This is a genomic window from Fructobacillus sp. ChS1-6f1-1-27 (genome assembly GCF_059579415.1).
This window is the reverse complement of record NZ_JCAOER010000002.1, coordinates 13,813-25,924: the sequence shown is the minus strand read 5'-3', so window position 1 is coordinate 25,924 and position 12,112 is coordinate 13,813. Positions and strand designations below refer to the sequence as shown.

At 44.5% G+C, this 12,112-nt stretch carries 12 protein-coding genes and 2 tRNA genes; all 14 read right to left on the bottom strand.

Features of this window, described 5'->3' with window-relative positions:
- Nucleotides 1–2: 2 nt before the first annotated feature.
- Complete coding sequence (gene atpH, locus AC5162_RS01135) at nt 3–545, bottom strand: ATP synthase F1 subunit delta (protein WP_496533428.1); 543 nt, start codon at nt 543–545, stop codon at nt 3–5.
- 9 nt (nt 546–554) lie between these two features.
- Nucleotides 555–1,061 carry a F0F1 ATP synthase subunit B gene (gene atpF / locus AC5162_RS01130; protein ID WP_496533603.1) on the bottom strand — a complete coding sequence of 169 codons (507 nt, stop codon included), beginning with the start codon at nt 1,059–1,061 and terminating at the stop codon, nt 555–557.
- Nucleotides 1,062–1,085: 24 nt separating this feature from the next.
- Nucleotides 1,086–1,313 carry an ATP synthase F0 subunit C gene (gene atpE / locus AC5162_RS01125; RefSeq protein ID WP_496533427.1) on the bottom strand — a complete coding sequence of 76 codons (228 nt, stop codon included), beginning with the start codon at nt 1,311–1,313 and terminating at the stop codon, nt 1,086–1,088.
- Nucleotides 1,314–1,414: 101 nt separating this feature from the next.
- On the bottom strand, nt 1,415–2,137 hold the full coding sequence (gene atpB, locus AC5162_RS01120) for a F0F1 ATP synthase subunit A (RefSeq protein ID WP_496533426.1): 723 nt from the start codon (nt 2,135–2,137) through the stop codon (nt 1,415–1,417).
- 204 nt (nt 2,138–2,341) lie between these two features.
- Nucleotides 2,342–3,634, bottom strand: a complete 1,293-nt coding sequence (locus AC5162_RS01115; protein WP_496533425.1) for a solute carrier family 23 protein — start codon at nt 3,632–3,634, stop codon at nt 2,342–2,344.
- Nucleotides 3,635–3,718: 84 nt separating this feature from the next.
- A complete protein-coding gene (gene gpmA, locus AC5162_RS01110) occupies nt 3,719–4,432 on the bottom strand; it encodes a 2,3-diphosphoglycerate-dependent phosphoglycerate mutase (RefSeq protein ID WP_496533424.1) in 714 nt (237 codons plus the stop codon).
- Between the two features lie 117 nt (nt 4,433–4,549).
- Complete coding sequence (locus tag AC5162_RS01105; RefSeq protein ID WP_059378954.1) at nt 4,550–4,750, bottom strand: cold-shock protein; 201 nt, start codon at nt 4,748–4,750, stop codon at nt 4,550–4,552.
- 223 nt (nt 4,751–4,973) lie between these two features.
- The gene (locus tag AC5162_RS01100) at nt 4,974–5,642 is read right to left on the bottom strand and encodes a DUF4811 domain-containing protein (RefSeq protein ID WP_496533423.1); all 669 of its coding nucleotides are present in this window, start codon (nt 5,640–5,642) and stop codon (nt 4,974–4,976) included.
- 5 nt (nt 5,643–5,647) lie between these two features.
- The gene (locus tag AC5162_RS01095) at nt 5,648–7,153 is read right to left on the bottom strand and encodes an MDR family MFS transporter (protein ID WP_496533422.1); all 1,506 of its coding nucleotides are present in this window, start codon (nt 7,151–7,153) and stop codon (nt 5,648–5,650) included.
- A gap of 101 nt (nt 7,154–7,254) precedes the next feature.
- Nucleotides 7,255–7,962 carry a type I pantothenate kinase gene (locus AC5162_RS01090; RefSeq protein ID WP_496533421.1) on the bottom strand — a complete coding sequence of 236 codons (708 nt, stop codon included), beginning with the start codon at nt 7,960–7,962 and terminating at the stop codon, nt 7,255–7,257.
- Nucleotides 7,962–10,331: an RNA polymerase recycling motor HelD gene (gene helD, locus AC5162_RS01085; RefSeq protein WP_496533420.1), complete on the bottom strand. Its 2,370-nt coding sequence runs from the start codon at nt 10,329–10,331 to the stop codon at nt 7,962–7,964. The genes AC5162_RS01090 and helD overlap by 1 nt, the downstream gene beginning before the upstream one ends.
- A 187-nt stretch (nt 10,332–10,518) precedes the next feature.
- A complete protein-coding gene (locus AC5162_RS01080) occupies nt 10,519–11,736 on the bottom strand; it encodes a phosphoglycerate kinase (protein ID WP_496533419.1) in 1,218 nt (405 codons plus the stop codon).
- A 170-nt stretch (nt 11,737–11,906) separates the two neighbouring features.
- A tRNA-Gln gene (locus AC5162_RS01075) sits at nt 11,907–11,978 on the bottom strand.
- A gap of 29 nt (nt 11,979–12,007) precedes the next feature.
- Nucleotides 12,008–12,090: transfer RNA gene (locus tag AC5162_RS01070), tRNA-Tyr, on the bottom strand.
- Nucleotides 12,091–12,112 lie beyond the last annotated feature (22 nt).

The window sequence follows — 12,112 nt, the reverse complement described above, 5'->3', positions numbered from 1 at the left end:
CACTAACCTAGTAACTCTGCCCTCATTTTGGCAATCTTATTTTGCAATGAGCCATCGATTAACAATGACTTGGATTGCATCACCACGCCACCAATCAAGTTTTCATCAACGGCATAGGTTGGTTCAACTTTTTTGGCACCGCTTTTACTTTGAAAAGCATTTGCCAGCCGGTCTTTTTGATCATCATCAACTGCGACTGCTGTCGTAATCGTCACGGCTTCAATGCCCTGACTTTGCTGGTAAAGGTCAAAAAATCGGTCAACCACTGTCTTTAAATAGCTAAAGTGGTGGTGCATCATGAGAACTTTTACCAAGTTCACCACTGCTTGTTCAGCGCCCTTTGTCAGCGCCTTTACTAACCCGTCTTGGTCTTCTGCAGAGATTGTCTGTGCATCGATCAAAGCGGTTAATTCAGGTTCGGCAATAACCACCGAACGGATGGCTTGCAGGTCAGAACTAATTGCAGCAACTGCGTTGTTCTCGTTTGCATAAGCCAAGATTGCTTGGGCGTATTGGTTAACAACTTTTTCTTCTTGCTTCGCCATACGCCCCCCTTACTGCTGGTCTAATTCTGCCAAATAGGCATCAATTAAGGCCCGCTGGTCATCAGCAGATAATTCTTTTTGCATCAACTTTGAAGCGATGGTAACAGACAAGTCTGCCACATCCTTTTTAGCAGAAGACAAAGCTTCTGACTTCATTTGCTTAGCATCAGCTTCAGCTGTCTTTTTCAAACCGGCGACTTCATCATTTGCAGACTTCAGGAGTGCATCTGATTGGTCCTTTGCGGTCTTCTTTGCGGCTGAAATTACTTGAGTAGCTTGGTCTTTGCCATCTGCCAACTCTTGTTCGCGCTGCTTGGCCAAGGCGGTTGCGTCCTCGTTTGCCTTTTGCGCACTGTCTAAGTCATTGTTGATTTTATCTGCACGTGCGTCCAAGGCCTTTGTTAAAGGTCCATAAGCAACGTACTTTAAGATAACCATTAGAGTAAGGAAAGCGACAATAATGAAGACCATATCACCTAAAGGCATGGCCTTTGTCATTGATAGTGTTGGAACCATCATCTATTCCTCCCTCTGGGATCTTTATTTGTTGATAAGTGTAAAGGCCATACCCAAAACGATAATTGGTGTGGCTTCGGCCAAGGCCAATCCCAAGAAGGCACGTGACAACAACTTGTTTGCCAATTCAGGTTGACGAGACATTCCAGCCAAGAATTGTGAATACATGACACCGACTCCGATACCACCACCAATGGCTGATCCCGCAAAGGCAATCCCTGCTCCGATTACGCCTAAGTTGTGTAAATCCATTATATTTCTCCTTTAATGCTAAAACGCTTCGCGTTTTTCTCTAGGTTTGGATGTTTCCGCTCCCGCGTGTTTTGCCCGAAAGCTAATTTCAGGCATGAATCCTACTCGTTACCAGATAACTGAGCCGTAAAGACGGCCGTTAACATGACAAAGACGTAGGCCTGAATGCCACCGATCAACAGTGAGAATCCTTGCCAAGCAATTTCCAGTGGGAAAGCTAGGATAATCCAGAACCCATTCAAATGAGTTCCGTATGCTAGGCTGGCAAGTAAGTTCAACATTAATTCACCGGCAAAAATGTTACCAAAGAGCCGCAAGGCCAAAGTCAAGAAGTTGGTGAACTGCTCAACAATATTCAATGGGAACATTGCGACATATGGTTTGAAGAACATGTTCTTCAAGTAGCCGCCAAGACCAAGTGCTTTGACACCAGTCCCGTGGGCAAGCATCAACGACATGATTGCCAAGGTAAAGGCAATAATTGGATCCGCAGTTGGTGACTTGACGTAGGTTACGCCGTCGCCCATTTTAACTTGTAGCAAAAGACCCATTTCATTGGCAACAATCAAAAACATGAAAAGGGTAAAGGCGTACAAGCCAAATTGTCGGGCTAAGTTAGCCGGCAACTGGTCTCCAAGAATACCACGAACAAAGTCTAAGACATATTCAATAGCATTCTGTCCTTTACTAGGACGGATAGCGACTTTCCGAGTCAACAAGACCGCCACTAAAACGACAATTGACATCGCTAGTAGGGTCGAAATCACAGTTGTCCATGTGAACGTTAGACCCAAGAAAGAAAAGGTTGATGTCGCTTCATCCATCAGTTTTCTCCTTTCTGTAGAACTTATTTTGATGCAAGGCGTTGGGCGCACTCCTCAAAATATACCCCCAATAATACTCGCCAATTCGAGTAAAAACAAGGCAATTTTGTTTAATTTTCGCAACAAATTTTCTTGTGCTTAAAAAATCGTGAAAATAAACAACACAAACTAGAATGTGTCGGCAAACGCTAATTTGAAAGGGTTTTATTCATCAGTTTTTGCTTTTTTAGGCAAGATTAAATTCAACAAAATTCCCAAAACCGTCGCCAAAGCCACACCAGAAAAGTCAACTTGTGAACCGACCATCAAATGATAGCCACCAATTCCGACTACCATCACCGGTCCAGCAATCATTAAGTTGCGCTTCTGGCCATAGTCGACCTTGTTATCAACAATCACTTGTAAACCGGCGGCAGCAATCACGCCATAAAGCATCATGCCAACGCCGCCGGTAACAGCACCCGGCACGGTGCCAATTAATGCCGAGAGTTTTCCAACAAATGAGAAGATGACGGCCAAAACTGCTGCACCACCAATGACCCAAACAGAATAAACCTTAGAAAGCTGCATCACCCCAATGTTTTCACCGTAAGAAGTCACGGCTGGCCCACCAATCAAACCTGCAACAACCGAAGCTGCCCCGTCTCCTGCCAAAGTCTTATTTAAGCCGGGATTTTCAAAGAAGTCCTGACCGATAATCTTTGACAGAACTAATAGGTGACCCAAGTGTTCTGACAAGGTTACCAAAACTAAGGGGGCCATCGTCAAAATTGCAATGGGGTAAAAGGTCCAGTGGTAAGATCCGGTACCAGAATTAAACAAGAAATCAAACTTTGGTAAGGCAAACCAGTGGGCTGAGCCAACCGCACTAAGGTCGACCATCCCAAGCGATAGAGCTAGCAAATAACCAAAAACAATTCCAATCAAAACCGGGATCAGTCCTAAGAATCCGCCCAGGTACATGTTGGCTAAGATTGTCACCAACAAAGTACCGCCAGCGACCATAAAGACTTTCAAGTCATAATGACCGTTAACTTCAGTTGCAGAAGTAGCAGCTGAGGCTGCTAATGATAACCCAATTACCAAGATAACCGGGCCAACAACTTCGGGTGGAAAGATTTTATCAATCCAAGCCGAGCCGACTTTGGCAACAATGAGCGCGATGACTAAGTAAACCACCCCAACCGCGACCACGCCTTGACCAACGGCGGGATAGCCGAAGGTTTTTAGCAAAGAAGTCATCGGGATAATAAAGGCAAAGGAAGAACCCATGTAAGCTGGGACTTTCCCCTTGGTAGTCAACAAGTGGACTAAAGTCCCTACCCCTGATGAAAAAAGCGCAACGCCAGGGTTCAAGCCAACCAAGAGCGGCACTAAGATAGTCGCTCCAAACATTGAAAAGAGGTGTTGGAGGGATAAGCCGACCATCGTCACAAATGGTGGTCGTTCATGCAGGCCATAAACTGCCCGTGTTTCTTTGTTATTTTCTGTCGTCATAATTAATTTGGTACTTTCATTTTTATTTTTGCCCAATAAAAAGCCTGCTGAGAAAAGTCTTTCCCCAACAGGCAATTTTTAACCTTAGGCACCCAAGGTCTTCTTTGATTTGATTGACAAATCAGCCCCCAAATCATAAACGATTGGTTGGCCGTTTGCGATTTCAACATTCAAAATGTCGTCATCTGAAATGTTTTCCAAGTGCTTAACCAAGGCACGAAGTGAGTTACCGTGGGCAGCAATCACAACATCCTTGCCAGCTTCCAAGTCCTTCTTGATTTTAGCATCAAAGAAAGGCAAAACGCGTTCCAAGGTAACCTTCAAGTTTTCACCCAATGGCAATTCACCGTAAGGAACATCAGCGTAACGAGCGTCAAAGGCAGGGTAAGTCTTACCCTGGACATCAACAGTTTCTTCAAAGTTTTCAAGCAATGGAGGCAAAACGTCATATGAACGACGCCAGATGTGCACTTGGTCATCGCCCCACTTTTCGGCAGCTTCGGCTTTGTTTTGACCTTGCAAAGCACCGTAGTGACGTTCGTTCAAGCGCCATGACTTTTCTTCTGGGACGTACAATTGACCAGCTTCTTCCAAAGCATAGTGCAAAGTCGTGATGGCACGAGTCAAAACAGAAGTATAGGCTTGGTCAAAAACCAATCCCTCTTCCTTCAACAAAGCACCAGCTTGCTTTGCTTGTTCAATCCCCTTGTCAGACAACTTGGTGTCAATCCAACCGTTGAAAAGGTTCAATGCGTTCCATTCACTTTGTCCGTGACGGATCAAAACTAATTTTGCCATGTGGCGTACTCCTTTTAATGCATTTCAATTCTCAATTATTATACAACATTCTCTTTTGGAATTCACTCCAACAAAAAAAGTCCGGATAAAATCCGGACTTTTTGAACTAAGAAAACCTTAGTCCTTAACGATGTTAACAGCTTGCAAACCGCGGTCTGAGTTTTCAACATCGAAAGTTACGGCTTGGCCGTCTTCCAAAGTCTTGAATCCATCACCTTGGATTGCTGAGAAGTGTGCAAATACATCTTCCCCTGATTCGCGCGTAATGAATCCGTAGCCCTTTTCGCTGTTAAACCACTTGACAGTGCCTTTTTCCATGATTCGTTTCTCCTTGGGGTCATCCCAACATAATAAAGTTCGTAAATAAGAATTATGGTATGACGCCTTTCGAAAAAAACAAATCAAAATCAAACACTTAATTACACTGTTACTTTAACATATAAAGTATTACTTAGCAATAACTTTCACTAAATTTAATTATAACAACTCTAAATTAAACAAAAAGAGACCCAACGGTCTCTTTTCTTAAGCATTTTTCAGCTTAGTTATTGGCTAATAAGTTCTGGTAATATTCAACCGTCGACTTAGCAGCACCATCTGGATCAGTCTGTGCTTGTGAGCGAACCTGTTGAATCCAAGAAACGTAATCCGCTTGGTCAACCATCGTTGCCAAGACCGCCTTCAACTTAGCAGCATCTGCTGGTGAAAGGGCAATCCAAGTTTCAGGAACTTGGTAAGTCACAACGCGTGACTTCAATTCCTTATTATTGTCGGCAATACCAAACATAAACTTATCAAAGCTGTTCTTATAAACATAGCGCTTAGAAGTTGTTACCTTGTAAGCTTTGTCGCCAGAGATGTTTTGCATCTTGGTTGAAGTCTTCAAGTCAGGCTTAGCCACCGTTGGGGTGGTTGCCTTGTCAGATGACCGGTAGACGTAAACGCGTTCCTTACCAGAGGTTCCAACTGCCTGGTAAGACAAAACCCCGTAGACGTTTTCCCCTTGAGCAGAGTAAATCTGTTCCTTCGTGGTGTAAGTCTTAACCTTCATACCAAAGTGGTCATGCATGTTAGCGATAATCAAAGTCACTGACAAAACAACAATGGCAAATGAAACCACAAAGCCCAAAATCCGATAAAGAGTTTTTTCGACCATCATCAACGAAACGAAGGCCAAAATCATGAAGATAAATAGAATAAAGATAATCATTTTTCTTAGCCCTCCTTATCTTCCTTTGGTTCGACCTTACCGTTGTGCATAAAGAATGCCAACACTAAGGCAGCCAAGGCAAAGCCAGATGCCAACAAGAAGGAAGCGTGGAAACCATCCAAACTAGCGTTCAAAGCCTTAGCGCCATAAGCAATTGGGTCTTGGCCCTTCAAGGCTGAACTTGGCATATTGTTGTTAATTTGCGTCTGCATCACAGAAGACAAAATAGCAGTTCCAAGGGCAGCGGCGATTTGCCGGGCCGTATTATTGACTGCCGTACCTTGAGCAGTTTGGTCTCGACGCAAAGCACCCATGGCAGATGACGTCAAAGGCATCATCGTCAAACCAACACCCATCATTCGAACCGTGTACAAAATCGTGATGTACAAAGTTGGTGTCGTTTCAGTCAAGTAGTGGAATGGCACTGTTCCAAGCAAGATGGTTGCAAAACCAAAAATTGCCAGGCGCTTAGCACCAATCTTATCGTAGAAGTACCCTGCAATTGGTGACAAAACCCCAATCATCAAAGCACCTGGTAGCAAAGTCAAACCAGAGTGGAAGGCTGACAAACCGCGAACTTGTTGCATGTAAATTGGCAAGACCATTTCAACGCCAATCATGGCCACGAAAGTAAGTGAAACCAAAACGGATGTCAAGGCAAACTGCTTGTTCTTAAAGACAGAAACGTCCAAGAATGGCTTGTCCATGTGTAATTGATGGCGGACAAATTCTCCGATAATCAAGACACCAATAATCATTGGTGCGATTACCCAGGTAAAGTTTGACCAACCATAGTTTGAAACTTCGGCAGATCCAAACAATACCAAACCAAACCCTGCGGTTGATTCGATCAATGACCGGACATTCAAAGTTTCCTTCTTGGTTTCCAAAACATTCTTGAAATAGAAGATGGAAAGCAACAAGACAATGGCAGTAATTGGCAAAACCAGTCCAAAGATTGACCGCCAGTCACCACCCATGGTGATACCAAAGACAGTGTGCTTAGAATCTAAGATCCATCCAGACAAGGTTGGACCAACGGCTGGTGCCATTCCGACAACCAAACCAACCATTCCAAGCGCCCGGCCACGGGCTTCAGAACTAAACAAAGTCAAGGCAACCACTTGCATCAATGGCATCACAATTCCAGCAGCCATTGCTTGGAAAGCCCGGGCCACCATCAACATCCAAAAGGCGTTAGTTGGTGTGACGTAAGCAATTAAGGTTCCAATGAAGTAAACCGTCAAAGCTGACAGGTACAAGTACTTCGTTGGAATCCGTGTCGTTAAGTATGCCGAAACCGGCACCATAATTCCGTTGACCATCAAATAAGTGGTTGTCAACCATTGGACTTGGGCTGAATCAACATTAAAGGCTGTCATCAATGATGGCAGTGCAGTTCCCAATGAGGTCTGCATGATAATAATCATAAAGGATCCAACCATCAACAAGGCCATCATCACAATCGGATTGACCTTTTTGGTGGTAGATTTTGAACTTGAATCGACCATTTTTCCTCCAATAATTTTTAAAATCTTTCTAAAAACAGACAAAGTAAGTTAATACGAAGATTAATCTTAACGCTTAACCAACACCCTGTCAAATTTGTATCTTATTTATTTTGTTGACGCCCCTGAAATGTCACCGCCTGAACCTGGTGGTAAAAGTCCAAAGACAAGACCCACTCGGCCTTATCCTTTGTTTTAACAATATAGTCATCGTAGTTTTTTTGGTTGGTCTTGTCCCAGACTGCTAAAGCCGTTTGGTAAAAGTCCTTAATCGAATAATCTTGGTACTGGTACCGCCAGGATTTTTCGTCTGTGCTGGCTTTGACCGTGGCCAAAAAGTTCCGTTCCAAGTACCAATCTTTGATATCCGCTAACTTTGCCTCAATAAAAACCGTTTCATCCAAGAGGTCACTTGGTAGTTGCAAGGCCACTACCCCTTCAATGATTAAGACATCTGGCCGCTTAATTTCTTGCTGGCCCTCTGCCAAATCAGCCAAAGTTTGTGAGTACTTAGCTATTCTTTGACTGTTGGCACCATCCTTAAAGGCTTGGATAAAGGCTGCCAGGTCTTTCAACCGGTAAGTATGCGGAAAGCCCTTCTCATCAAAGAGACCACTAGCGTCTAATTCGGCATTCGACTTCAAAAAGTCATCCGTTGAAACAACGGTTGCCTCCAAACCCGCCTTCACTAACTCGCCGGCTAAACTTTCAGCCAGGGTCGACTTACCAACTGCCACTGACCCAGTCATTCCAACCGTTAAAAAAGACCCGCTTTGGGCCTTTTTTAAAATTTCTTGTACAAGTGCTTCCATTATAGTCGCTCCTGTTCATATAAGTTTGCATCAATTGGTGTGACCAACGGTGAAGATTGCCCAACCCCAACCAAGGTCAAGCGGTGCATTGCCCGCGATGAAACCGTGTAAAGCAGACGTCGGTCTTCATCTTCTTGGTAGTGGTCTGCATCAGCCTGCCAAATCACGACCGCATCAAATTCTAGCCCTTTGGCAAGGTATGACGGAATAATTACCGCACCAGGTGCCAACCTCTGGTTTTCAGAGTGAATCAAGGTCACACTATCATCATTCAATGCCGCTGACAAATCCTTAGCAGCCTGCAAGGTCTGCGTAATAATGGCCGTCTTTTCACCACCCGTAGCGTTTTGGGCCAGCTGGTCCTTCAAAGCCTGCAAAGCAGCCTCATCATTTTTCGCCAACTTGGCCACCGGCTTTTCCCCATCACGGTTAAAGGCTTCAATTGCCTTCCCGTCTTGCAAAATCTCCTTAGAGAAGTTGGTAATTTGTTCAGTTGACCGGTAAGTTTGCTTCAATTCAACAAATTCAACTTTGTCTTCGTCAAAGAGTGAGGCAAAGTCTTCTTCCAGCGTGTTGGCCCAGTCCTGGGTAAAGATGGCCTGGTTCAAATCACCCAAGACCGTGAATTTAGCATTTGGGAAAGAGAACTTCAAGAAGGCCAATTGGAAAGGCGTGTAGTCTTGAATTTCATCAATAAAGAGGTAACGGATATCACGTTGTCCATGCTTACCAGTAATAAGGTCATATAAGTAAAGGTAAATGGTTGTCACCGTCAAAGACATCTTACGGTCCTTCAGGTTAGTGACCACTTCTGCCACGTATGTTTGCCAGTCAGCGTCAGAAACACCAAACTTTTCCATTTCAAGGTAGTCTGGCAAGGCCTTTAACATTTCAACGAACTGGGTGTTGATATTTAAGAAACCAGACCGGCGAACCTTCTTGGCCAAGGGGCGCAAGGCGTTCGTCACAATCTTCTTAGCTAAGAAGTTACGTTCTTGCTTATCAGACCGGAATTCACGCTCCTTTGGCCCCTCACCAAGCTGGTGACGGCGGGTGGCAGCCCCAGCATCCCCTTCTTGGTCATCGCCCAACCGGGTCGAACCAGCACCAATCATCTCGTCATATTCTTCCTTTGACAAGTTTTCAATGGCAAATTCAACCCAGTCCTTCTTCATTTGCACGCCAACTTGTGACCGCAATGACCGGAGCAAGGCTTCTTGAGTGGCTTCCAGCCGCTGAGACAGCTTGTAGTTACTATTATATTGGTAATAGACGTCTAAGATTTTTTCCTTGGCAATTAAAGGTTCCCCTTGGAAATTCAAACTCCGGACCGCCAAGCCTTTTTGGTTTAAGCTCTTCGCGTAGTCCTGAGTTGCCTCAAACATCTCCAAAGACCCCAACATCCGGTTAATCTTTTCGTACTTACTTGGGTTTTCAAATCGCTCTGCCAAAGTTTGAACGGCAAAACGTGGCAAACGGCGAGAGGCATATTGGAAGAACGTTAGTTGAACCAAGTTTTGTTCACCCAATTCTGGCAAAACTTGGTCGACGTAATCGTTAAAGAGCTGGTTTGGCGAAAACATCACGACCTGACCAGAAGTTAATTTGCCCCGGTACCGGTACAAGAGGTAAGCAACACGCTGCATAATCGCAGCTGTCTTACCAGAACCTGCAGCTCCTTGGACGAAGAGCAAGTCCGCATCAGTGTTACGGATAATCTTGTTTTGTTCCTTTTGAATCGTCGTGACAATCGACTTCATCTTGGTTGATGACTCGCCTGATAAGGCGTTTAAGAGCATCGCATCCCCAATCGCCTCTTCCGTATCAAAGAGGGTCACAATTTGACCTTCTTCAATTTCAAACTGCCGCTTCAAAGAAACGTCTGCTTGTTGAGGACCAGCAGGTGTCAAATACTTGACCTGACCCAAACCGCCATCATAGTAGATAGAAGCCACCGGGGTCCGCCAGTCGTAAATCCAAAACTTACCCGCTTCATCCGAGTAAGAAGCCAGACCAATATAAATTGATTCTTCCGGATGACCACCTTCGGCCATATCAGTAAAATCAATCCGAGCAAAGTAGGGCTTTTCAACCTGCTTAGTCAAAGTGCCATAGCGGACTTCAGCCCTGCTTTTAGCGGCTTCTCGTTCAGCGATTGCCTGCTGCTGCTGGCGAACGGACATCGCTGTTTCAACAATCCCAGAATACGTACTGGTCTTAACCCGAACATCATCCCAGCCAGAAGCGGCATCGTCTAACGACCCTTTTGATTTTTGAATCTCCGCTTTTGTTGTCGCCAGCGAAGCATTGATTCGTCCTAACGTCTCATTTAAATACTGTTGTTCAGTGCGCTGTTGATCTTTTGACACGGTCCACCTCTTCAAAATTTCTTGCTATTATTATACGCTAAATTTTAGAAATTAAAAAGGAAAACCATTCTAATTTGATAGAAAATTCGTTTTATTTTTAGTTTACAATTGTCAACTTTTATATTGTTCGTTTTTAACAGAACAAAAAAGAGGGCAGCCCGAAGTCTGCCCTCTTAAAACAAATATTTTACTTGTTAGTCAATGATTGGATACCTGGCAAAGTCTTACCTTCCAAGTATTCAAGTGAAGCGCCACCACCAGTTGAGATGTGTGACAATTGGTCAGCAACACCCAAGGCTTGAACAGCGGCAGTTGAATCACCACCACCAACAATCGTTGAACCACCATTCTTGGTTACATCAACCAAGGCGTTTCCGATTGCCAAAGTACCCTTGGCGAAGTTTTCCATTTCAAAGACACCCATTGGGCCGTTCCAAACAACCGTCTTGGCATCTGACAAAACTTCCTTAAACAAGGCAACTGACTTAGGACCGATGTCCAAGCCCATGTAGCCATCAGGAATACCAGCAGCTGAATCAACCGTTTCAGTCTTGGCATCGTTGGCAAACTTATCTGCGGCAACAGCATCAATTGGCAAAACCAATTGGTCGCCAGCCTTGTCCATCAATTCTTTAGCCAAGGCAACCTTGTCTTCTTCAAACAATGAGTTACCAATCTTGTTACCCTTAGCGGCATCGAAAGTGTAAGCCATTCCACCACCAATGATAACCTTGTCGGCCTTCTTCAACAATGATTGAACAACTTCAATCTTGTCAGAAACCTTGGCACCACCAATAATGGCAACAAATGGACGCTTTGGTGTATCAACAGCGTCACCCAAGAACTTGATTTCCTTTTCCATCAAGAACCCAGCAGCAGCTTGGTCAACGTTTGAAGCGATTCCAACGTTTGAAGCGTGAGAACGGTGAGCAGTTCCAAAAGCATCGTTGATGAACAAGTCATCACCAAGTGAAGCCCAGTACTTACCCAATTCAGGGTCGTTCTTTGATTCCAGCTTAACTTGTTCCCCGTCATGAACATCTTCATAACGAGTGTTTTCAACCATCAAGACTTGTCCGTCCTTCAAGTCAGCAACCGCTTGTTCCAACTTAGCGCCACGAGTTTCAGGAACAAAAATGACTTCTTGTCCAAGCAATTCGCCCAAGCGCTTTGCAACAGGAGCAAGTGACAAACCTGGCTTGTCATCTTCTGACTTAATCCGGCCCAAGTGTGAGAACAAAATTGCCCGACCGTTTTCAGCGATCACGTGCTTAATGGTTGGCAAAGCCGCCACGATTCGGTTATCATTACCGATCACACCATCCTTGATTGGGACGTTAAAGTCCACACGCATCAAAACTTTCTTACCTGCCAAGGCCAAGTCAGTTACTGCTAATTTTGCCATAATTGCCTCCAATTAATTTTTCTTTTTAACAAGACCAATTATAAAGCAAATGCTAGCAAATGTCTTGGACTTTGGTTGAATTTGCCCGGAAAAACACAGACAATTCCTTGATTTCGTTGGAAAAGTAAGCACAAAAAAAGCCGGTTCAAATTAAGAACCGACTGAGCTGATTGCCCCTGCTGGGATCGAACCAGCGCATGGAGGTACCAAAAACCTCTGCCTTACCACTTGGCCAAGGGGCAATGCTTCTATTTTGCCAGAAGCTTGGCAATGGGAGCGGTAGGATTCGAACCTACGAACCCGAAGGAACGGAGTTACAGTCCGTCGCGTTTAGCCAGACTTCGCTACACTCCCATTTGTTTTGCAACTATTCTAT

Coding starts and splice junctions, on each gene's coding strand:
- atpE (WP_496533427.1), bottom strand. CDS start 1,313: ATGGATTTACACAACTTAGGCGTAATCGGAGCAGGGATTGCCTTTGCG.
- AC5162_RS01105 (WP_059378954.1), bottom strand. CDS start 4,750: ATGGAAAAAGGCACTGTCAAGTGGTTTAACAGCGAAAAGGGCTACGGA.
- AC5162_RS01080 (WP_496533419.1), bottom strand. CDS start 11,736: ATGGCAAAATTAGCAGTAACTGACTTGGCCTTGGCAGGTAAGAAAGTT.
- atpB (WP_496533426.1), bottom strand. CDS start 2,137: ATGGATGAAGCGACATCAACCTTTTCTTTCTTGGGTCTAACGTTCACA.
- AC5162_RS01095 (WP_496533422.1), bottom strand. CDS start 7,153: ATGGTCGATTCAAGTTCAAAATCTACCACCAAAAAGGTCAATCCGATT.
- gpmA (WP_496533424.1), bottom strand. CDS start 4,432: ATGGCAAAATTAGTTTTGATCCGTCACGGACAAAGTGAATGGAACGCA.
- AC5162_RS01100 (WP_496533423.1), bottom strand. CDS start 5,642: ATGATTATCTTTATTCTATTTATCTTCATGATTTTGGCCTTCGTTTCG.
- AC5162_RS01090 (WP_496533421.1), bottom strand. CDS start 7,962: ATGGAAGCACTTGTACAAGAAATTTTAAAAAAGGCCCAAAGCGGGTCT.
- atpF (WP_496533603.1), bottom strand. CDS start 1,061: ATGGTTCCAACACTATCAATGACAAAGGCCATGCCTTTAGGTGATATG.
- atpH (WP_496533428.1), bottom strand. CDS start 545: ATGGCGAAGCAAGAAGAAAAAGTTGTTAACCAATACGCCCAAGCAATC.
- AC5162_RS01115 (WP_496533425.1), bottom strand. CDS start 3,634: ATGACGACAGAAAATAACAAAGAAACACGGGCAGTTTATGGCCTGCAT.